The organism is Thermostichus sp. OS-CIW-31, assembly GCF_054060305.1.
The window spans coordinates 130,185-151,298 of sequence record NZ_JBSSDA010000002.1 but is presented as its reverse complement, the minus strand read 5'-3'; the positions used below and the strand labels follow the sequence as shown (position 1 = coordinate 151,298).

The 21,114-nt window shown below is 60.8% G+C and carries 21 protein-coding genes; 11 read left to right on the top strand and 10 right to left on the bottom strand.

Annotated features, from left to right (window positions below):
- Positions 1-3 precede the first annotated feature (3 nt).
- Positions 4-1,140, bottom strand: a complete 1,137-nt coding sequence (rlmB, locus tag ACVWY9_RS02115) for a 23S rRNA (guanosine(2251)-2'-O)-methyltransferase RlmB (RefSeq protein ID WP_457387358.1) — start codon at positions 1,138-1,140, stop codon at positions 4-6.
- A 33-nt stretch (positions 1,141-1,173) separates the two neighbouring features.
- Positions 1,174-1,605, bottom strand: coding sequence for a ribonuclease III domain-containing protein (locus tag ACVWY9_RS02110; protein WP_011434368.1), 432 nt, complete (start codon positions 1,603-1,605; stop codon positions 1,174-1,176).
- Positions 1,606-1,813: 208 nt separating this feature from the next.
- On the opposite strand from ACVWY9_RS02110, the gene ACVWY9_RS02105 reads away from it, so the two are divergent.
- Positions 1,814-2,014, top strand: coding sequence for a CsbD family protein (locus ACVWY9_RS02105; protein ID WP_041436874.1), 201 nt, complete (start codon positions 1,814-1,816; stop codon positions 2,012-2,014).
- Positions 2,015-2,020: 6 nt separating this feature from the next.
- On the opposite strand, the gene ACVWY9_RS02100 is transcribed toward ACVWY9_RS02105, so the two are convergent.
- The 3 genes from ACVWY9_RS02100 to ACVWY9_RS02090 form a co-directional block, all read right to left on the bottom strand.
- Complete coding sequence (locus ACVWY9_RS02100) at positions 2,021-2,509, bottom strand: photosystem I reaction center protein subunit XI (protein WP_414332284.1); 489 nt, start codon at positions 2,507-2,509, stop codon at positions 2,021-2,023.
- 100 nt (positions 2,510-2,609) lie between these two features.
- On the bottom strand, positions 2,610-2,729 hold the full coding sequence (locus ACVWY9_RS02095; protein WP_011434365.1) for a photosystem I reaction center subunit IX: 120 nt from the start codon (positions 2,727-2,729) through the stop codon (positions 2,610-2,612).
- A 52-nt stretch (positions 2,730-2,781) separates the two neighbouring features.
- On the bottom strand, positions 2,782-3,327 hold the full coding sequence (locus ACVWY9_RS02090; protein ID WP_011434364.1) for a photosystem I reaction center subunit III: 546 nt from the start codon (positions 3,325-3,327) through the stop codon (positions 2,782-2,784).
- Between the two features lie 195 nt (positions 3,328-3,522).
- On the opposite strand from ACVWY9_RS02090, the gene tsaD reads away from it, so the two are divergent.
- A complete protein-coding gene (gene tsaD / locus ACVWY9_RS02085) occupies positions 3,523-4,623 on the top strand; it encodes a tRNA (adenosine(37)-N6)-threonylcarbamoyltransferase complex transferase subunit TsaD (protein ID WP_414408198.1) in 1,101 nt (366 codons plus the stop codon).
- Here the strand turns inward: tsaD and mnmG are convergent.
- The gene (gene mnmG, locus ACVWY9_RS02080; protein WP_457387357.1) at positions 4,581-6,518 is read right to left on the bottom strand and encodes a tRNA uridine-5-carboxymethylaminomethyl(34) synthesis enzyme MnmG; all 1,938 of its coding nucleotides are present in this window, start codon (positions 6,516-6,518) and stop codon (positions 4,581-4,583) included. The two genes, tsaD and mnmG, sit on opposite strands and share 43 nt — an antisense overlap.
- A 497-nt stretch (positions 6,519-7,015) precedes the next feature.
- On the opposite strand from mnmG, the gene thrC reads away from it, so the two are divergent.
- From thrC to ACVWY9_RS02050, 6 genes are all read left to right on the top strand, one after another.
- Complete coding sequence (thrC, locus tag ACVWY9_RS02075; RefSeq protein WP_457387356.1) at positions 7,016-8,356, top strand: threonine synthase; 1,341 nt, start codon at positions 7,016-7,018, stop codon at positions 8,354-8,356.
- Between the two features lie 104 nt (positions 8,357-8,460).
- The gene (locus ACVWY9_RS02070) at positions 8,461-8,982 is read left to right on the top strand and encodes a fasciclin domain-containing protein (protein WP_011434359.1); all 522 of its coding nucleotides are present in this window, start codon (positions 8,461-8,463) and stop codon (positions 8,980-8,982) included.
- 36 nt (positions 8,983-9,018) lie between these two features.
- Positions 9,019-9,294 carry a ubiquitin-like small modifier protein 1 gene (locus ACVWY9_RS02065; RefSeq protein ID WP_457387355.1) on the top strand — a complete coding sequence of 92 codons (276 nt, stop codon included), beginning with the start codon at positions 9,019-9,021 and terminating at the stop codon, positions 9,292-9,294.
- 26 nt (positions 9,295-9,320) lie between these two features.
- Entirely contained in the window at positions 9,321-9,899 is a 579-nt protein-coding gene (locus tag ACVWY9_RS02060) for a DNA-3-methyladenine glycosylase (RefSeq protein WP_011434357.1), read from the top strand.
- A 163-nt stretch (positions 9,900-10,062) separates the two neighbouring features.
- Entirely contained in the window at positions 10,063-11,295 is a 1,233-nt protein-coding gene (locus ACVWY9_RS02055; RefSeq protein WP_457387354.1) for a peptidase C39 family protein, read from the top strand.
- A 322-nt stretch (positions 11,296-11,617) separates the two neighbouring features.
- Positions 11,618-13,567 carry an NHL repeat-containing protein gene (locus ACVWY9_RS02050; protein WP_457387353.1) on the top strand — a complete coding sequence of 650 codons (1,950 nt, stop codon included), beginning with the start codon at positions 11,618-11,620 and terminating at the stop codon, positions 13,565-13,567.
- 45 nt (positions 13,568-13,612) lie between these two features.
- Here the strand turns inward: ACVWY9_RS02050 and ACVWY9_RS02045 are convergent, their stop codons facing one another.
- Positions 13,613-14,050 carry a hypothetical protein gene (locus ACVWY9_RS02045; protein WP_011434354.1) on the bottom strand — a complete coding sequence of 146 codons (438 nt, stop codon included), beginning with the start codon at positions 14,048-14,050 and terminating at the stop codon, positions 13,613-13,615.
- 210 nt (positions 14,051-14,260) lie between these two features.
- Here ACVWY9_RS02045 and ACVWY9_RS02040 point away from each other — a divergent pair, with 210 nt between their 5' ends.
- Positions 14,261-14,788, top strand: coding sequence for an adenine phosphoribosyltransferase (locus ACVWY9_RS02040; protein ID WP_011434353.1), 528 nt, complete (start codon positions 14,261-14,263; stop codon positions 14,786-14,788).
- Between the two features lie 5 nt (positions 14,789-14,793).
- Here the strand turns inward: ACVWY9_RS02040 and ACVWY9_RS02035 are convergent, their stop codons facing one another.
- The 3 genes from ACVWY9_RS02035 to glyA form a co-directional block, all read right to left on the bottom strand.
- A complete protein-coding gene (locus ACVWY9_RS02035) occupies positions 14,794-15,360 on the bottom strand; it encodes a hypothetical protein (RefSeq protein ID WP_457387352.1) in 567 nt (188 codons plus the stop codon).
- Between the two features lie 71 nt (positions 15,361-15,431).
- Positions 15,432-16,550: a glycosyltransferase family 4 protein gene (locus tag ACVWY9_RS02030; protein WP_414356525.1), complete on the bottom strand. Its 1,119-nt coding sequence runs from the start codon at positions 16,548-16,550 to the stop codon at positions 15,432-15,434.
- A gap of 48 nt (positions 16,551-16,598) precedes the next feature.
- Positions 16,599-17,924 (bottom strand): serine hydroxymethyltransferase, encoded by a 1,326-nt coding sequence (glyA, locus tag ACVWY9_RS02025; RefSeq protein ID WP_457387413.1) that lies wholly within the window; start codon positions 17,922-17,924, stop codon positions 16,599-16,601.
- A gap of 371 nt (positions 17,925-18,295) precedes the next feature.
- Between glyA and psaM the strand changes: the two genes are divergently transcribed.
- Together psaM and recG are read left to right on the top strand one after the other, a co-directional pair.
- Entirely contained in the window at positions 18,296-18,388 is a 93-nt protein-coding gene (psaM, locus tag ACVWY9_RS02020; protein WP_011434349.1) for a photosystem I reaction center subunit XII, read from the top strand.
- A gap of 206 nt (positions 18,389-18,594) precedes the next feature.
- A complete protein-coding gene (gene recG / locus ACVWY9_RS02015) occupies positions 18,595-21,108 on the top strand; it encodes an ATP-dependent DNA helicase RecG (RefSeq protein WP_414408264.1) in 2,514 nt (837 codons plus the stop codon).
- The last annotated feature ends 6 nt before the right edge of the window (positions 21,109-21,114 follow it).

Genomic DNA, 21,114 nt, shown 5'->3' with positions numbered 1-21,114 from the left:
CAATCATTGGATGTCCTTTTGCAATCCCCTAGATTCTACTACTTTTATTGACGATTTGTTGAGGAATGTATCAACCTCAGGGCGTTTGAGGTGGTGGGGAGAGCGCTGCCGGTGGATTTCGTAGAGGGCAATGCCGGCGGCCACAGAAGCATTCAAGCTTTCAGTACGGCCTGCCAAGGGAATGGACAGCAGTTGGTCACAATGGCGCTGTGTGAGCAGGCTAATCCCTTCCCCCTCGGATCCCACCACCAAGGCAATGGGCCGTTGAAAATCGGCTCTATAGATGAGGTCAGTCCCTCGGCTGGTGGTGCCATAAACCCAAAACCCCTGCTCTTTGAGGTATTCCAAAGCCCGATTCAAATTCACCACCCGCGCCACCGGCAAGGTGGAGAGGGCTCCCGCCGCTACCTTCATCACCGTCGAGGTTACCCCTGCTGCCCGCCGTTGTGGGATCACCATCCCCTGCATGCCAAAAGCCTCCACACTACGGGCAATGGCTCCCAAGTTATGGGGATCCTGGATCCCGTCTAGGACTACCAGCACTGGATTGGGGCTGGCCTGCCGGCTTCTTTCCACCAAATCCTCCAGGGCCACGTACTGATAAGGCGTGGCTTGGGCAGCGATACCCTGGTGGTTGGCGCCAGCCGTGAGGGCGTTCAGCCGCTTTGGAGACACTTCGTCGATAACGGTGCCCCGCGCTTTGGCTTCTTCCAACAGAGACAAAAATTGGGGGCTGTAGCGCAACTTCGGCAAGATCCAAACCCGATTGAGGGTGGCTTGACTTTTCAAAGCAGCCAGTACTGTCTGGCGACCGTAGATAATCTCTTGCTCCAGCTCGGTCTGCGGATTCCCGTCGGCCTGAGGCTGAACTTCCCCTGGCAAGATCCCTGTCTCGCCAGTAGAGAGGCCGGGATCCAGCTCGCCTACTGGTTGAGGAGCCACCTTGCCCTGGGGCCACTGCCGCTGTGCGTTGCGGCGGATCGGCTTCACCGGAGCCTCTTGGGTGGCAAGCTTGGGATCCCCGTCTCGGCGTTTGGGCCGCTGTACCCGCTTGCTAACGGATTGCCCTGCCCTTCGCGGCTGCAGTTTGCCCGAGCGAGACAGCCGTGAAGCAGGTTTGCGCTGAGAAGTCTTGGGCATGGGCGTGGAAGATGGAAAGACGGAAAGACTATCCTAACCTTCCCACTCGCCTAGGGTCTCAGCCAAAACATCAGTGAGGGCGAGGATATGGCGCAGCCGTTCGGGATTGGCCAGGTAGAGATAGCCCAGAACTGTTTCCAGGCCGCTGGCGTTTTGGTAATCGGCCAGAGGCAGATGCCGGGGTGGGCGACCGCAGCCATTGCGACCCCAGCGGACAATTTCCTGCTCTTCGGGGTTGAGATGGGGCAACAGGGCCAACAGCAGCTTAGCCTGAGCCGAGCCGCGCACCCGCCTCACCACCTGCTGATGATAGCGCTCCAGTCGATCCGGAGGAAATAGCCGTTGCCGCCGCACATGCAGTTCGTAAATGGCGTCTCCCAAGTAGGCCAAGGCTGCGGGCGATAGGCGGCGAATCTCGGCCAAGGAGGGCCTTTCGGAAGTGGGCTCGAACAGCAGATCGTTCACAGCAGCTCACGAAAGATAGGCAGAAAAAATGTCTAGAACCGCTGTCATCGGCTCATTGCAGGATTCAGTCCATGCTAAGACAAGCTTCCTCTGGTCTGCTAGCCTGACTCGCGCTCTTTCCCCCCTTGCAGGTGATTTGGATCACGAGGCCCAGAGAGAAAAGGTGCTATCGAGTAGACAGGGCAAAGCCGGTTAAGGGGCTGATGTTATGAGCCTTGAAAAGCCAGTTGGAGTTACTGCCAAGAATCTGGAGAGCAAAATCCAAGAAATTGTGGGTGAGCTGGCCAGCGATCAGCGTGAAAGGCTGGAAGGTAAGGCCGAGCAAACAAAGGCAGCCACCCACCCTGGAGTCGAGGATGCTCGAGAAGCGATTAAAGACGTTGTGGATGATCCAACGGATGGCCAATAGCTCCAGTTAAGATGCGGGGACAAGGAGATCTGCATTCAGCAAAAGCAGGTAGGCGACGACCGCCCCCCCCATGCCCCCTACCAAGAAGCCGGCAGCCAATTCGCTCCAAGATTGGGATCCCCCTACCGGCCCTATGTTGCGCTGCGAAGTGACAGTGCCGTAGAGAGAAAGGGCCGCCGTCAGAATCAAGATCAGGCCACAGGCTCCCAAAAAGCCGCTCAGCAGACCGATGGGCTCGTTGCGCAGCGGCCCCAGCTTGGCAAAGGGGCCTACCAGCCAATAGCCGTGGGCCATACCGATTTCCAAGCCCCGCCAAATGGAACTCAATCCCGGTCGGTTGATGGGCAGCCAGTCGATCAACAGCCGGACAACAGGCGCGTGGTTGATCGGTGTCCAGAGATCCCCAATTTGCGGATCTCCCTCAGGGACGGTGACGTATCCCTTATTCATGTTCAACCTATTCAACGGAGCAGGATCGGCATTGGGTTCGACCATTTCAGCAACTCTGTGTCCAGTTCAAAGGAGGATGGAAAAAAGCCTAAAAAAGCAGGGATCCCACCGGGCGTAGGTTGCGCTGGGGATCCCTGGCCTACACTCAGAACGTCAAAATGTCGGGGAAGAAGCGATTGATCTCGATGAACAGGGCAAAAACAAAGCTGGAAAACAGGATAAATGCCACCGGAGCAGTGGTGAGAAACTTGGTGAAATCAGCCATAGACGCCTCTCAAAAGTTAAATAAATCGAGTTAGAAAGCCGGGCTCAGCTCCTCAGCGGGGCGAGATGGGCACAGCCGCTTCCGGCTCTTGAATTTCGCCGCTGGCAATCTCCTTGAAAGCAGCAGCAGGCCAAGCCAAAGCCGTGAGGAAACAGCGCAGCGCCAAGGGAACGTCGATGATGCTTTCTTTCATCTCCGGTTCGTCGCTATTCCGCACGGCAATCAGATAAGAGCGCCCTGCCCAGCCCAGCCAACCGGCGATGTAGAGAAAAAGCAAGCCGGGGATGAGAAACTCGCCCGCATGGTTCAACCGACCATCCGTAACCAGGTGGGGCAGGCCCTCTTCGCCGCAGAGCAGCTTGCTGTAGCGCTCAAAGCGCTTGCTGGTTTGGGCCAGCTTTTGCTGGTAAACAGGGGCCATAGCAGGGCTGGCGTTGAGGATCTTCTCCTCTAGGCTGCTCAGGCGTTCGTTCATCAGGGCCTGAAAGGCGGGAACTTCGCTGCAAGGTTTCAGACCGATCAAGGGCTCTGCCTGCACAGATTGGGCGAGGCCAAGCGCGATGCAAAGGGCCAAAAGAAGGCTTAAAAAGGTTCGCATAGCAGGATGTGTCCTTGAGGTAGGGGTCTAGGATCTGTCCAAATGCTAAGGGATGCTAAGTGCAGCAACAGGCACTAAACGGTTAGTATCATACTCCTGAGCGCCTCGCCCCGACGGATCCTGAGTTTTAGCTCACACAATTCTTAATTTAAGGATCCCAAGGCTTTCCTATTCCTTTCCCCAGCTTGCTCTCCCATGCCCCGCGTCCTTGCCATCGAAACCAGTTGTGACGAAACGGCTGTGGCTGTGGTGGCGGCGGATGCAGCCTGGCCGGGGTTTGCCCCACGGCAGCTCAGCTCCGTGGTGGCCAGCCAAATCGACCTTCATGCTGCTTACGGGGGGGTGGTGCCGGAGGTGGCCTCTCGTCAGCATGTAGAAACCTTGCCCTTTGTGCTGGAGAGGGCTCTGCAACAGGCAGGATTGGAGGTGGCCGAGGTAGATGCCATTGCCGTAACCTGTGCGCCGGGCCTGGTGGGATCCCTGCTGGTGGGGCTGATGGGGGCCAAGACCCTGGCTTTGCTTTACGACAAGCCCCTGATCGGGGTGCATCATCTGGAGGGCCATCTCTTCAGCGGCTTCTTGGCAGAGCCCGATTTGCGCCCCCCCTGCCTATGCCTTTTGGTATCGGGAGGCCATACCAGCCTGATTTGGATGAAGGACTACGGGGACTACCAGACGGTGGGCCGCACCCGCGACGATGCTGCCGGCGAGGCATTTGATAAGGTGGCGCGGCTGTTGGGGCTGGGCTACCCGGGGGGGCCGCAGATCGACCGTTGGGCCCAGCAGGGGGATCCAGAGCGGTTCCCGCTGCCAGAGGGCAAAGTGGATCATCCCTACGACAGCAGCTTCAGTGGCCTAAAAACGGCGGTGTTGCGCCTAGTACAGCAGTTGCGGCAAGAGGGCCAGGAGTTGCCCATTGCCGATATTGCCGCCAGCTTTCAAGCCCGCCTGACCGGTGCACTTGCCCAAAAAGCGGTGGCCTGTGCCGAAGCGCTGGGCCTCTCGACACTGCTGCTGACCGGAGGGGTGGCTGCCAATCGGGAGCTGAGGGCCCGCCTCAGGGAAGCAGCCCGGCAAAAGGGGTTGCGGGTGGTGATCCCGCCGATTGCCCTTTGTACCGACAATGCGGCCATGATCGGGGCGGCTGGTCTCTGCCATTGGCTGAGAGGGGAGGTCTCGCCGCTGGAGCTGGGGGTGGCCTCTCGCCTGCCCCTGGAAGGGATCCCTTCCCTCTACCTGGGTGGGGGCGGAGCTCATACAGAAGAACAGACGGGATCTGCCGCAGCCGTCCTCTGACGTTGCCTCACTTCCAGGTAGATGAGCAGCGCGTTGATGTCGGCGGGGTTGACACCGCCGATGCGGGCCGCCTGGCCCACGGTTAGCGGGCGCACCGCCGAGAGCTTATCCCGCGACTCTTTGGAGAGGGTGGGGATGGAGTGGTAGTCCAGATCGGGGGGCAGAGGGCGGTGGTACTGCTTGCTCACCTGCTCAATTTGGCTCTGCTGCCGCTGGATGTAGCCGCTGTATTTGACGGCAATCTCTGCCGCCTCCTGCTCAAAGGGATCCAGCTCCGCATCCCCCAGCCCCAGTTCCAGGAGATCGGAGTAGTGAATCTGGTTGCGGCGCAAGATCTCGGCCAGGGTGGCGGATCCCTTGATCCCCTGCCCCGTCAGTTGGCTTAGTTGGATGCCGGCCAGGTCGTGGGCCTTCACCCGCTGCGTTTCCAGCCGTTGAATTTCGGCTGCGATACGGGCTTGCTTGGCTTGGAACAGGGCCCAGCGCCGGTCATCGATCAAGCCCCATTCTCGCCCCAGGGGGGTGAGCCGTTGGTCGGCATTGTCGGAGCGCAGGATGAGGCGGTATTCGGAGCGGCTGGTGAGCATGCGGTAGGGCTCCCGCAGTTCTTTGGTGCAGAGATCGTCGATGAGGGTGCCGATGTAGCTGGACTCCCGCGGCAGGGTGACCAGGGGCTTGCCTTGAACCAGGCGGGCGGCGTTGATCCCGGCTATGAGCCCCTGAGCTGCCGCCTCTTCGTAGCCGGTGGTGCCGTTGATCTGGCCGGCGCAAAACAACCCCTGCACCTTTTTGGTCATCAGAGTGGGGTAGAGCTGGGTGGCCGGCAGATAGTCGTATTCCACCGCATAGGCAGGCCGCAGCATGACGCACCGCTCCAGGCCAGGCAAGGAGCGCAACATCTGGATCTGGATTTTCTCAGGCATCCCCGTGGAGAACCCCTGGATGTAGAGCTCCGGCAGATCCCGCCCTTCCGGTTCGATAAAAATCTGATGGCTTTCCTTGTCGGCAAAGCGGACAATTTTATCTTCGATGCTGGGGCAATAGCGGGGCCCTTTGGCCTCTACCCAGCCGCCATAGACGGGGGTTTCGTGGAGATTTTCCCGGATGATGCGGTGGGTCTCTGGGGTGGTGCGGGTCAAGTAGCAATCCATCTGCTCCCTTGGCACCCACACCTCGGGGTCGAAGCTAAACCAGCGCACATCGGGATCCCCCGGTTGCCGCTCCATGACCGAAAAATCCACGCTGCGCCGATCCACGCGGGCAGGGGTGCCGGTTTTCAGCCGGCCCGTTTCAAAGCCCAGTTGGCGCAGGGTGTCGGTCAGCCCTTCCACGGCAAATTCCCCTGCCCGTCCGGCAGCTTGCCAGTGGCGACCAATCCAGATGCGCCCCCCCAAAAACGTACCGGTGGTCAGGATCACCGCCCGACAGCCGAAGATGGTGCCGAAATGGGTGACCACGCCCACCACCTCGTCGTTGCGCCCCAACACCAAATCGGTGACAGTGCCCTCGCGAATCGTCAGGTTAGGCTGGTTTTCCACCACCGAGCGCATCACCCGCGCATATTCCCTTTTGTCGGTTTGCGCCCGCAGCGCCCACACCGCCGGCCCCCGCGAACGGTTGAGCACCCGCTTTTGCAAATAGGTGCGGTCGGTAACTTTGCCCATCTCGCCGCCGAGGGCATCGATTTCGTGCACCAGCTGCGATTTGGCCGGGCCGCCGACGGCAGGGTTACAGGGTTGCCAGGCGATCTTGTCCAGATTCAACGTCAGCATGAGGGTGTTACAGCCCAGCCGCGCTGCTGCCAACGCTGCCTCGCAGCCGGAGTGCCCCCCGCCGACCACCACCACATCGTAGTGATCGAGAAAATCAATGCTGTCCCGTCCAACTCTGAGCATAGGGTGGCAATTCCAAAATGAATAGCCGGGATCCCCGGTCTTTTAATTTTCAGGTTATTTCAGCTCGCTTATCCAGCTTAGCGATGGCGGCAACGGATAGGGTTATTTGCGACCGGCCTGAGGCAGGCAGAGCAGTAGGGAAAGTTTTCTGTTGCCCTGGGAAATAAAGTTGGGTAGAGGCTCAGTTCCCAGCCTAAGTCACCTGATTGAAGAGTTGAAGAGACCTCAGGGCGCTGGGATCAGCTCCCCCAAGGCTGCCGATAGCAGGGGATCCCAGAGGAAAGGGCAGAGTCGCCCAAGGGATGTTGCGGCTCATACAAACACCAGACAGCCCGCCTGAGAGAGCCAAGCACCGATTCCATTATCCTCAACCGGATCTAATCCAGACCATTTTAGTCGGGTTTAGTTGACGCGGCAGATTGCGGGTGATAAGATTCCCCCCAACGATAGGTAAGTTCAATCCAGCGCCCACCCTTTCCTTCACCTTGAGGCTGCCCATGTCCCAAACCCTTTCGCAACACCCGCTCAGCCCTGCCGATTCCCCGTTGGCCTCTGCCTTGCACAGCTCCAAGGTGGGCTTCAGCCGTTTGCGCTGTCGGGAGTGTGGCGCCGAGTATGAGCCGGTCGCCAAGCATGTTTGTGAGCTGTGTTTCGGCCCCCTCGAAGTGGCTTATGACTACGACTGGCTGAGGCACAGCGTCAGCCGGCAGAGCATCCAAGCTGGGCCGCTGTCTATCTGGCGCTATCGGCCTTTTCTGCCAGTAACTTCTGAAAAGCCCATCGATGTGGGCACCGGCATGACCCCGCTGGTTAAGGCGGAGCGGCTGGGTCGGCGGCTGGGGTTAAAAAATCTTTACATCAAGAACGATGCCGTCAACATGCCCACCCTTAGCTTCAAGGATCGGGTGGTGTCGGTGGCGCTGACCCGCGCCAAGGAGCTGGGTTTTACCACCGTTTCCTGCGCCAGCACGGGCAATCTGGCCAACTCCACCGCTGCTATTGCCGCCCACGCCGGCTTGGACTGCACCATCTTCATCCCGGCGGACTTAGAAGCGGGCAAAGTGCTGGGATCCCTGATTTACAACCCCACCGTCATGGCGGTGGAGGGCAACTACGACCAGGTGAACCGCCTCTGCGCCGAGGTGGCGGATCGCTACGGCTGGGGCTTCGTCAATATCAACCTGCGCCCCTACTACTCGGAAGGCTCCAAAACCCTGGCCTACGAGGTGGTGGAGCAACTGGGCTGGCAACTGCCGGATCAGGTGGTGATCCCATTGGCCTCGGGATCCCTGTACACCAAGGTTTATAAAGGCTTCCAGGAGTTTGTGAAGGTGGGGCTGGTGGCGGATAAGCCGGTCACCTTCCACGGCGCCCAGGCGCAGGGATGTTCGCCCATTGCCCAAGCCTTCCGCGAGGGACGGGATTTTGTCACTCCGGTTAAGCCCAATACCATCGCCAAATCCATCGCCATCGGCAACCCTGCCGACGGGATCTACGCCCTGGACATTGCCCGCAGAACCGGTGGGCAGATCGCAACGGCCACGGATCCCGAGATCATCGCCGGCATTAAGCTCCTGGCCGAGACCGAAGGCATCTTCACCGAAACCGCCGGCGGCACCACCATTGCCGTGCTCAAACACCTGGCAGAATCCGGTCAAATCGATCCGGAGGCGGTTACAGTAGCCTACATTACCGGCAACGGCCTGAAGACCCAGGAGGCGGTTCAACCCCACGTAGGCCATCCGCTGGTGATCTCGCCCAGGCTGGAGAGCTTTGAACAGGCTTTGGAGCGGGCCCGCACCCTGGAGCGGCTGGACTGGCAGGAGGCATCAGTATGAACTCGGTTTGCAGGGAAGACCCTCTCCATTGCCTCTTAGCAGAATCTTAATGAAGAACTGTTAAGATCCCTGGCGTAGACCTATTGGCTCAGGAGCTTTGCACAATGCCTATCTTTCCTTCTGTTCAACGCCTTGTTCGCCGTTGGATCCCGTTGGCGGCTGTAGTGGCCCCGCTTGTCTTTGCTCCTGCGGCCCAGCCTCAAGGGCTAAACACCATTGCCGTTGAGCTGGAAACTTTGCCCAGCAGCTACTCGACGCTGGCGGCAGCTTTGCGGGCGACGGGCCTGAATACGGCGTTGGCAGGGCCGGGGCCGTTCACGGTCTTTGCCCCTTCCGATGTGGCCTTTGGGCAACTGCCGCCGGGTACGGTGGAGACGCTGTTGCAGCCGGCCAGCCGGGCTCAGCTCACCCGCATTCTCACGTATCATGTGGTGCCGGGGCGGATTACCTCGTTTGACCTGCGGCCCGGCCAATCGACCACTCTGACCACCTTGGCAGGGCTGCCGCTGCAGGTGCAGGTGGGATCCGATGGCAGCATCCGGGTCAACGGGGCTAACGTGAACCTGGCGGATATTCCAGTTTCCAACGGCGTGATTCACGGCATCGATGGGGTGCTGCTACCCTAGTTTTTTGATGTTGGTTAATGGACGAGGCATTGGGCTATGGCAGTCAAGGTGCTGATTCCCAACACGCTGCGGGTGCTCACCCAGGATCAGGGGGTGGTGAATTGCGAGGGATCCACCATCCGCGAATTGCTGGATGCTTTGGAACAACGCTGTCCGGGGATTAAGGCGCGGCTGTGCGATGAGAAGGGGGAATTGCGCCGCTTCGTCAACTTTTATGTGAACAGCGAAGACATTCGCTTCCTCAAGGGATGTGACACCCCTCTGCAAGATGGGGATGAGGTGAGCATCGTCCCTGCCGTTGCTGGGGGCTGAGGGCTGCCAAGCCTGCCGTGGACGCTGTGGAGTGGTTGAGCCAGCCGGCCCCGCTGGTGGCACCTGCCTTGCTGGGCATGGTTCTGGTGCGGCAATTTGCCGATGGGCTGCAGGTGCGGGCCCAGATCGTAGAGACGGAGGCCTACACGGCTGGGGATCCGGCCTGCCATGCCTACCGCCGCAAGACCCAACGTAACCAGGTCATGTTTGGCCCGCCAGGGCATCTCTACATCTATCGCATCTACGGCCTCTACCACTGTCTAAATATCGTTACCGAGCCAGAAGGGATCCCGGCGGCGGTTCTGATCCGGGCAGCTCAGTTGGATCGCCTGCCAGACTGGATCCCGGCCAACAAACAGAATCAGCCAGCACGGGCGGCGGCGGGGCCGGGCCTGCTCTGTCAAGCCCTGCGCATCGACGGATCCCACAACGGCTGGCGGCTAGAGCGGGCGGAAGCCGGCCAGGAAGGCATTTGGCTGGAGGGATCCCCCTCTTGGCAAACGCAGTTGTCCATCGTCCAAACCACCCGCATCGGCATCACCCAAGGAGCCGAGATCCCCTGGCGCTGGTACATTGGTGGACATCCGGCGGTGTCGCGCTATTAGTGGAGGCAGGCGGACAATGCTCGCAGAAGGCAGTGGCTAAAGGACTCCGTCCCGCTTACGCGAACGGCAGGGGCTGCCTGGGCTGGTCAGTGGGGTTGTGCTGCTCTTGCTCGGGTTGCCCACGTTGGCCCAGCCTGTCCCAACTTCTCCAGGACTCTTGACGATGCAAGCCCAGACCCACTCCACCTATCGCACCGGGTTTCAGCGCTGGCGGGCAGGAGAAGCTCAGGGGTTTCAGGACTGGTCAACCCAAGGGATCTGCCTGAACGCCCGAGGGCAATTGGTCTTGGATCCAGAGGGTTTGCGGCAAGAAGTCAGCCTTGAAGAGCCTGAGGTGGCGCTAAGGACTCCGTCCCGCTTACGCGATAATGCTCCGCACCGCTTACGCGAACGGGGGCGCCCTTTCTATCCCCTTGGCCCCTACTGGGTGGGAGAAGCCACCAGCCCAGCAGTCCCCACCAGCTTCCCTATGGTCGGGGCAATCGCTTCCTGGAATGCCACCACGCCCCCCGGCACCTGGTTGGAACTGTGGATTCGGGCCAAGCTTTCAGACCGCTGGACAAAGTGGTATCACGGCGGGGTATGGGCTGCGGATCCCTTGACTCTGGCCAGCCACTCAGTGCAAGGACAAGGGGATGAGGATGGCAACCTGTACACGGACTTGCTGGTGCTCAAGGATACCCTCAACGGAGCAGAAGCCTTCCAGGTCAGGGTGCGCCTGTTCACGCAAGAGCCAGGCCGTTCTGCCGTTGTGGATCAGGTGGCAGTTGCCATTTCCAACGAGCCGGTCAGGCCCAGCCGCCTATCCCCTGGGGATCCCAGCCGCTGGGGCAAAATCTTGGATCTGCCTTGGTGCTCCCAGATGGTGTACCCCGATGGGGGAGAAGTCTGGTGTAGCCCCACCTCTTTGGCGATGGTGATGGCCTACTGGAAGCGGGATCCCCGCCCCTGTGAGGTGTTGGTGCGCGCAGCGGTGGCCGGTGTGTACGACCGGGTCTACGACGGCCATGGCAACTGGGTTTTCAACGTCGCCCATGCTGCCGAGCAGGGTTTGTCCGGCGTGGTGGCGCGGCTGGAGAGCTTGGCCCAAGCAGAAGCCTGGATCGCGGCAGGGGTTCCGGTGGTCCTCAGCTATGCTTGGGGTGAGGGAGAACTGGAAGGGGCGCCAATTCCCAGAAGCAACGGCCATCTGGCGGTGCTGGTGGGGTTTGCTCGCGGCAGCGGTGCGGAGCAGTTTAGCCATGGGGATCCCATCGTCCACGATCCGGCGGCCAAAACCAACGAAGAGGTTCGCCGTACCTACCGCCGCGAACAGCTAGAGTCGTTGTGGCTGGAGCACTCCGGGGGTACCGTCTACTTGATTCATCCGCGAGAGTGGCCTGTCCCCACTCTATAGCCGAACCGGGCGAACGCGGGCAGCATCGACTTACAGCGCTACCGCTATGGCCTGGATGATTTCCTGGCCGCTGAAACTGCTATCTGGTCTTTCGGTGGGGATTTGAGTAAGGATAGATGGAGTGAGGAGTGCGACTCACCTGCGGGTGAGGATGGTTGGTCATGAATAGGAATGCGGTTCAGGGGCCAAGGCATTGGTCGAGGTGGCTCCTGCGGCAGAGAGGGTGCTGGGCAATTCTCGCCGGTTTGTACGCTGATGAAGGTAAGCGTGGGGGTTTGGGTTTCCGCCATTTCCCAGTTTGTGGGAGGGGATGAGCTGCATCATGCCACGACGGGCTTCCCTGACACCGCTACCTTGGCCTGCGCTGAGTGCCTTGGTGCTGGCTCTCTCAGGCTGTGGCGAGTTTCCTTCTTCTAGTCTGTCTCCCAGCGTTCTTCCCCCTGCGGCCCTACAGCCGGTTTCAACCCCAACTCCTCTCCCTCTCTCCCCGCTTTCTCTGACTTTCGAGCAAGCGCGTCAGGCCGGCTTGTCGGTGCCCAGCAACCGCATCGTTCTGCTGCTCCAGGAACAGGGATCCGATCTGGTGGCCCAGCTACCGGCCTCAGAGGTGGATCGCTGGCTGGCTCGCACCCCCACCTGGCCAGGGGTGGAAGGGATCGACCTGAGCATTACCCTGGGCACCTATCGCCAAACCGCCACTGCCCCTCTGCGCCCAGGGCAACCGGCCACCTTCACCTTCACCAACCCCCCTGCCGGAGAAGCGGAGCTCAGCGCCATCGCCTATCGGGGATCCACCACTCTGGCGCAGGGGAAGGGATCCCTGACCCTTTCTGTCCGCTCTGGGAGTTCTGGCAGTGTCAATCGTCCTCCCCAAGACACAGAGCGCCAGCGCCGCCTTTCGATGTTGGTGCTCTCTGAGGTGGGGGTACCGCTGCTGCACACCAGCTCGGCAGCGCCCACCCTTGGCCAGCCGTTGCTGCTCTCAGGGGAAAATTTGGAGCGGGTGGAAACAGTTCTCTTTGCTGCAGCAGCCAATCCCGAGCGCATCCTGAGGGGGGAAATTCGCTCCCGCAGCGGTGACCGTTTGGTGGTGATGCCGCCTTCTTCTCTTTCCGGCTCAGTTTGGGTTGCTGTTGCGGATGCTTCCGGGCAAGGGTTGGGCACTCTGGTCTACGATTGGCCTGCCGCTACTCCTTCCCCCAGCCCCTCTCCCACCCCCACTGCTCCGGCAGCATCGGCCTGGGTGGTGGAAACTTTGCTGGATGGCCGCACCTCGCCCGCGGCAGATCCTGTCGGCAACGCCCCTGATAACACCGGCACCGAGTCCAGGATCTACCTGCAGCAAATCAGCGGCATTGCTGTGGATCCTGAAGGAGCCTTCTATTTAGCCGATAGAGCCCAGCACCGCATCTTCCGGCTGTCTCCAGAGGGGGAATTGGAAGTTTGGGCCGGCACAGGCCAAGCAGGCCGCCGCGACGGAGCAGCCAATCAAGCTCAGTTTGACTCCCCACAGGGGCTGCTCTGGGATCCCAAGGGGGGATTGTGGGTGGCCGACAGCGGCAACCATTGCCTGCGCTATATCAACCTGCAACGACAGGTGAGCACCTTTGCCGGCACTTGTATAGCCGGATACCGAGATGGGGGGCTTGACCGAGCTCAGTTCCGGGAGCCATCTGGGCTGGCTTTGGGTTCAGATGGCAGCCTCTACGTTGCCGACCGCGCCAATCGCCGCATCCGCCGCATCACCCCTGCAGGTGAAGTGACCACGGTTGCCGGCACCGGCCAGCCGGGATCCGTCGATGGCCCAGCAGAACAGGCCCAGCTCCTGCAGCCCACGGCTCTGGCGGTGGATAAGGAGGGGAACCTCTGGATTGCCGATGGACATCGCCTGCGCCGGCTCTCTGCTGGCGGACGAGTGACCACCCTCTCCGGGGCAGAGCCAGGCTATCGGGATGGCCCCCTGGCAGAGGCCCGTTTTCAAACCCTGGGGGGGCTGGCCTTCGATGCGGCAGGCAACCTCTGGGTGGCCGACCGAGATAACCATCGCATTCGTCGTCTTCAGCCTGGGGGACAAGTTTCCACCTTGGCCGGACAGAATCAGCGCGGTTGGCAGGATGGCCCCACCTCGGTGGCCCGGTTTGAGCAGCCTGCCGGCTTGGTAGTCTTAGCGGATGGCAGTGTGGTGGTGGTGGATGCCGGCTTGCCGGGCTTGCGTCGCATAAGCCGCGTTGCTTCTGGGCCTGTCACCCCAACCCCTGGGGGATCTCTGTAGGCTCTTGACAGGCCGCCGTCTCTCAGGTTTCACAGGGATCCCCATCTACTCAATCACCACACTCTTCGGGCCGGCGTTCACCTCTGGGCGACCCTGATTGAAGTTGGCCAGGAAGGTGTCTGGATCTTTGAGGCTGAAGACCAGCTTTTTGCAGGGCACTTGCAGCCCCACCGGCCCCAGCAACGGAATAAAAAGAGGCTTTTCCTGCACCAGTGGAATGGCAATTACCCCTTGGGTGCTGGTGACCGGGCCAACGATCCCCTGAAAATCGGTGCGCACGCCCACCCCGTAGTACCAGGGCCAGGGAAAGCGCTCCCCTCGCCCCAACTCGCTCAAGGAGAACGTCTCGTTGAACAGGCTGCCCGCCCGCACAATGAGCTTGTCCTGCAGCAGATCGACATAGGCCGCCTCGCTGCTCACCCCAAACAGAGCCAGCGGCAAACTGGCTAGGGGATTGGAGTCGATGGCCATGTAGTAGCGCATGAGAAGTCTCCGAGTTCACAGATGGGTGACCAGGTGAGCCGCGGCCCCTAGCCTTGCCAATTATAAAAAATCTTCCCCGTTGCTCGACTGACCAAAAGGGATCCCATCTGCCCATTAGCTAACCGAGTATGATGGGTTGCTTGGAGCGTCCTTTGAGGACTCCGTCCCGCTAACGCGAACAGCAAGCCACTGGCCAGCGAGGAAAACAGGATGGATCTGCGAGCCCTCATTCGCTTGGTGCCCGATTTTCCCAGACCCGGCATCCTCTTTCGGGATATGACCCCCCTGCTGCAGGATCCGGCAGGCTTCCGGGCGGCTATTGAACAGTTGGCCGCCGGCACCACCGGCATGGGATCCCTAGATTATGTGGTCGGCATCGAGTCGCGGGGGTTCATTTTAGGGGCTGCTTTGGCACAACACCTGGGCTTGGGCTTTGTCCCGGTTCGCAAGCCAGGCAAACTGCCGCCGCCGGTGCTCAGCCAGACCTACAGCCTGGAATACGGCCAAGACCAGCTCCAACTGCACGCCCACGCCCTGCGGCCTGGAGAGCGGGTGTTGATCGTGGATGATGTCATTGCCACCGGGGGTACAGCCGCTGCCACCGCCCAATTGGTGGCCCAGAGCGGCGCTGAGGTGGGGGGATTTGCCTTCTTAATCGAGCTGGCCTTTTTGTCCGGCTGCAAGGCTCTTCCCCCTGGGATCCCTGCCCATGTGGTGATGGTAGAGGAAGGCAACTGAGTTCCTCAAGTAAGGTGCACCGACTGTTGGACGAGGATCCCTGGTGTTTTGGGCAAAGGTTGGCTCAAGCGGCTGATCTGAGCCTGCGCCTGCAGTTGTTCGTCAATCCAGTCCGCCAGTTCCCGCATGTAAAGCGCCACATGGATCGCCTGGTCGCGCTGTGCTGGCTCCACACCTTTTTCTGCCAGGCGGGCCAGGATGACGGGGTGGCTCAGCTCTTCCAGGGCGGCAAAGTCTTCCGGTTGGTCAAACCCCAGCTCTGCCATTTTCTCAAACACGTACCCCAGCCGTAGGCCCGTGGACTCGCAGCGCCCTTCCGGTTGCCAGGGATCCCGCAGGGCCAGGGCAGCAGTTCGGTAGGCGGTTTGGGCAATGGAGCGCCAGGTGCCGCGGTGAATGCGCAGGCTCAATTGGTGCCGGTTCCATCCCAGGGCTTCTCGCACCAGCAGGCCGCAATTGCAGCGGGTGCTGTCCCGCCAACAATACTCCCAGTCCCAGAAGCCCCAGTGTTGGGATTGGATACGATCCGCGGTGCGGCGCAGGAGAGCCGCCAACTCAGGTGTGGGGCGCATGGGGCAACACAGAGCTAAAACGCTAAAACAGCTCCAGTCTAGGCAGGCGAGCGATGGAGAACAAGCCCGGCTCAATCTTCTTGACATTCCTGGTCGTGATGGCGCGAAGCAACATATCCCTGTTCGGGCCTGTCCTCCGAGGGCAAAGCTCGTCGCCGTTGGCGATGCCGTTGCCAAGCCCCCCAGGCCACCCCCCCCAGCACCAGCGAGGCTCCCCCCAGGTAGGTGCCTCCTGCCGGCAAGCCCGCCAAAGCCAAAGCCAGGGATCCCCCCCAAAGGGTCATGGCATAGATCAGCAGCACCGAATGCCGCTGGGATAGGCCAGCTTTGAGCAGACGGTGGTGCAGGTGGCCTTTGTCGGGATGGAAAGGCGACTTCCCCCTGGCCAGCCGTTTGAGGATCACGGTGGACATATCCAGGATCGGCACCGCCAGGATAAAGAAAGGCAGGGCTACTGCCAGCGTGGTCACCCCCTTGGCCACCCCGATCACCCCAATCCCAGCCAGGGTAAAGCCCAAAAAATAGGCCCCTCCATCCCCCATGAAGATCTGCGCCGGGTTGAAGTTGTAGCGCAAAAACCCCAGGCAAGCCCCCGCCAAGGCCGCCGCCAGCATGGCCGCCGCCGGTCGATCCAGCAGCAGGGTTACGATCAGCATCACCACCGCCGCGATTCCCGACACCCCTGCCGCCAGCCCATCCAGCCCATCCATAAAGTTGATGGCGTTGGCCATCCCCACCAGCCAGAGCAAGGTAATCAGCAGGCTCAACCACACCGGAAAGGGCCAGATCCCTCTCCCGGGCAGGTTGACGAACTCAATGCGCACCCCCACCCCCCAGGCGGCAGCAGCCACGCCGAATTGCATCAACAAGCGGGAAAAGGGCGACAGGTGAAACAGGTCGTCCGCCAAGCCGATTGAGAAAAACAAAACCCCGCCAATTGTCACCCCCCAAATCTCGTACTCCTGCTCGGTGCGCAAGCCCCCAAAAGCTCCGGCTCCCCAGAGCAACAGCAGGGCCACCAAGTTCCCAAAAAAGATGGAAACCCCCCCCAGGCGTACCATCGGCTGCCGGTGGATCTTGCGCTCATCGGGAAAATCCAACTGGCCACTGCGGATCCCGACTGCCTTCACCATTGGGGTTGCCCACAGAACCACACAGGCAGCAGCAAGGAACGCGACCAAGTAGGGCATGGCAAGCCGCAGAGATGTATCGAGGACTCTGTCCCGCTACGCAGACGGTTAGCCCAGATGGGGGTAGAGGGGGAAACGGCGACAGAGCCGGGCTACCCGCTGGCGACACTCTTCCAACACAGCAGACTCCTCAGGCTGAAACAGACAATCGGCGATGATCTCCCCAATTTCCTCAAATTCTACTGGCCCCAAGCCGCGGGTGGTCAAGGCTGGGGATCCCAGACGCAGGCCGCTAGCTACAAAGGGCGGCTGTGGGTCGAAGGGAATGGTGTTCTTATTGGCGGTGATGTGGATCTCCCCCATCAGCCGATCCGCCCGTTTGCCCGTCATTACCGGATCCGCCGCCCCAGTTTTTTCCAGCACCGCCGAAACCGAGCGCAGATCCAGCAACATCAGGTGATTGTCGGTGCCCCCGGAAACCAGTCGAATGCCTCGCCGTTGCAGGGATCCCGCCAGGGCTTGGGCATTGGCGATAACTTGGGCCGAGTACTGGGCAAAGCTGGGCTGCAGGGCTTCTCCAAAGGCCACCGCCTTGCCAGCAATAACATGCTCCAGCGGCCCTCCCTGGCTGCCGGGGAACACTGCCTTATCCAGCTTTTTGCCCAATTCTGGGTCGCGGGTGAGAATGAGTCCCCCGCGCGGCCCGCGCAGCGTCTTGTGGGTAGTGGTGGTCACCACATCGCAGAGGGGCACGGGGTTGGGGTGATGTCCAGTGGCCACCAAGCCGGCAATGTGGGCAATGTCGGCCAGCAGATAAGCTCCCACCTCATCGGCAATGGTGCGGAAAGCAGCAAAGTCGATTGCCCGCGGGTAGGCGGAGTAGCCGCAGATGATCAGCTTAGGCCGATGCTGCAAAGCCAGATCCCGCACTTGATCGAAATCGATCCGCTCCGTTTGGGGATCCACCCCGTAATGCACCACCTGGAACCATTTGCCGGAGACATTCACCGGCGAGCCGTGGGTGAGGTGGCCGCCATGAGACAAATCCATGCCCATGATCGTGTCCCCCGGCTGCAGCAGGGCCAAGAAAACAGCAAAATTGGCCTGCGCCCCGGAGTGGGGTTGCACGTTGGCGTGAGCCGCCCCAAACAGTTGCTTGGCGCGGTCGATGGCCAACTGCTCAATCTCGTCGATAAACTCGCAGCCGCCGTAGTAGCGCTTGCCGGGCAACCCTTCCGCATACTTGTTGGTGAGCACCGAGCCTTGGGCGGCCAAGACAGCAGGAGAGGTGAAGTTCTCGCTGGCGATCATCTCCAGGTGATCCCGCTGTCGGTTGAGCTCTTGCTGGATCAGGCGGTAAACCAAGGGATCCGTTTCCGCCAGGATGGCCAGGTTATCCCGTAGGGTGGTCAGACTCTGGGGAGCAGCTACCATGATGACGCCAAGACCGAACTTCGCAGGAGAAATGGGCAAGAACTGCTTCGCCGTCGCAACAGCGTTGCGAAGCAACATCGTAGCATGACCCGCAAACCAGCAGTGCAGGCCCCGGCCTTTCTGCCTGGGGTAAAACCCCAAAACTGAGAAAGAATCCCTTGCTTTAGGGGTGGGGAGAATGTCAGTCGCGACAGCGTTGCGGAGCAACATCGATCCAAGCAGAGGATCTGGGAGCCACGGTCAAGCGGGATGGGCAAGGGCTGCTTTGTAAAGAATGTTGAGCTTTTCTTCTCGGTGTCAAGGCTACCCCTCAAGCTACGGTAGAGTGAGGGGGCTGACTTTTGTGCAATTCCACTGTTAGGGAGTTGGTTATGACGGACGCACAAGTTTTCACCATCCTGGCGATTGCCTTGGTGCCGGCAGTGATGGCTCTGCTTTTGGGATCCGCCCTGGCCCGCAGCTAAAGCTCCTGCATCTCCCAAAAAGTGCCTCTGGATCCCTTCGGCCTGCCCCGTCACGACAGTGTTGCGGAGTAATAAGGCAGGCTTTTTTCTTTATCAAGGAATGGAAAGTGTGGCTTGCGCTGCTGCACTCCTTCGGTTGTCCTGCCGTTGTTGGCTAAAGTTGGATTGATAAGGAGCACTCCCGGCAGCCAAGCAACTTGAGCCAGGTGGATCTACAGCGGCTTCAGCGCGCCCTTTCCCTAGAAGCAGAGGTGGGGTTTACCGACCTGCGGGGGCGAGAGCAGACCTTCTCCCAATTTTTGGGGAGCGTGTTCGGACAGGATCCCCCCTCTGACTGGGTGCTGAATGGAGATGACCGGCGGCGATGGAAAGAACTGGGATCCCGCTATACCCTGTATTCCGAGCTGGAGCTGCCCGAACGCCAGCACCTGGTGGCCGAAACCCGCCGCTGGCTGGAGCGAGTCCGACGTCAGCAAGAGCTGTCCCGACCGAGTTCCCACCAACCTGGCTCGTTTGCAGCCTCGTTGCCACAGCGCTCTGGTTTCCCTGCCGTAGGCGTAGCAACAACCCCCCCAGAGGCAGGGCGGAGCACGATTTCCCCATCTCTCCCCGCCGGCCTCAGCCTGGAGCAGCCGCTGCAGTTTCTCAAAGGCATTGGTCCCAAGTCAGCGGAGAAACTGGCACAACTGGGCCTACACAGCGTGCGGGATGCCCTCTACTACTTCCCCCGCGACTACCTGGACTATTCCCGGCGGGTGCTCATCCGCCAAGCCAAGGTGGGGGAGACCGTTACCCTTGTAGGGACGGTGAAAAGTTGCAGTTGCTTTACCAGCCCCAAGAATCCCTCGCTGACCATCTTCAACCTAAAGATTGCCGACAAAAGTGGTGTAATTACCCTCAGCCGCTTCTACAGCGGGCGGCAGTTTGCCCAGCGCAGTTGGCAAGCTTCCCTGGAGCGGCAATACCCCAAGGGGGCCCTGGTGGCTGCCAGCGGCCTGGTCAAAAAGGGCCGGTTGGGCCTAACGCTGGATAACCCGCAACTGGAGGTGCTGGGGGGAGAGGGCGAGGAGCTGGACAGGCTGGGCAAGATCTTGCCAGTTTACCCTCTCTCAGAAGGGATCCCCGCCGATCTGGTGCGCAAGGCGGTGCAACTGGCTTTGCCGGCGGCGGCCTTGGTGGAGGATCCCTTGCCGGCGGATCTCAAGCGGCAGTTGCAGCTTTTGGACTTGCCTGTTGCCCTGCAGCAGATCCACTTTCCTGAGACCCGAGAGCTGCTGGCCCAGGCCCGGCGGCGGCTGGTGTTCGATGAGTTTTTCTACCTACAACTAAGCCTATTGCAGCGGCGACACCGCTATCGTGCCCAAGCTCAGGCCATACCTCGTTACCAGCCGGCTAGAGGGGAGCTGTTGGATCGCTTCTACCAAATCCTGCCCTTTCAGCTTACCGCTGCCCAGCAGCGGGCCATCGACGAGATCCTAGCGGATCTGCGGGATCCCTTGCCCATGAACCGCCTCTTGCAGGGAGATGTGGGATCCGGCAAAACCGTGGTGGCGGTGGCAGCTGTGCTGGCAGCCATTCAATCCGGTTGGCAGGCGGCCCTCATGGCTCCCACCGAGGTTTTGGCCGAGCAACACTACCGCAAGTTGGTGGAATGGCTCAGCCAGCTGCAGGTGCCCGTTGAACTGTTGACTGGATCCACGCCCCCTGCTAAGCGCCGGGAGATCCTGCGGCAGTTGCAGACCGGGGAGTTGCCCTTGGTGGTGGGCACCCATGCTCTCATCCAGCCGGCAGTGCAGTTTCGCAACCTGGGCTTGGTGGTCATCGACGAGCAGCACCGCTTTGGCGTGGAGCAGCGGGCCGCCCTGCAACAAAAAGGGGATCACCCCGATGTTCTCACCATGACCGCTACCCCCATCCCCCGCACCCTCACCCTGGCCCTGCATGGGGATCTGGATGTTACCCAAATTGACGAGCTGCCGCCGGGGCGTAAGCCCGTGCACACCCTGGTGGCCCGGCCAGGGGATCGCCTGCAGGTGATGCGGCTTATCGAGCGGGAAATTGCCCAAGGGCGGCAGGCCTACGTGGTGCTGCCGTTGATTGAAGAGTCGGAGAAGCTGGATCTCAAATCTGCCATCGAGGAACACCAGCGTCTGCAGGAAAAGGTCTTCCCCCAATTTCGGGTGGGCCTGCTGCACGGGCGCTTGACCAGTAGCGAGAAGGAAGCTGTCATTGCGGCCTTTCGCCGGCGGGAGCTGGATATTCTGGTCTCTACCACGGTGGTGGAGGTGGGGGTAGATGTGCCCAATGCCTCGGTGATGCTGGTGGAGCATGCGGAGCGCTTTGGGCTCTCCCAACTGCACCAACTGCGGGGGCGGGTAGGGCGGGGATCTGACCAGGCCTACTGCATCCTGATGACAGGATCCAAAAGCGAGGAGGCCCTGCGGCGGCTCAAGGTGCTGGAGCAGTCCCACGACGGGTTTTTCATTGCCGAGATGGATCTGCGCTTCCGCGGCCCAGGGGAGGTGATGGGCACCCGCCAGTCGGGGCTACCCGATTTTGCCCTGGCCAGTCTCATGGAGGATCAAGAGGTGCTGCAGCTGGCCCGCCAGGCGGCAGAGCAGCTTATTGTCCAAGACCCCGACCTGAAGCGCTGGCCCCCCTTAAGCCGCATACTGGAAGAGCGTCAGGCCCGTCTCTTGGGCCCTGGGTTGTTGACCTAAGCTAGG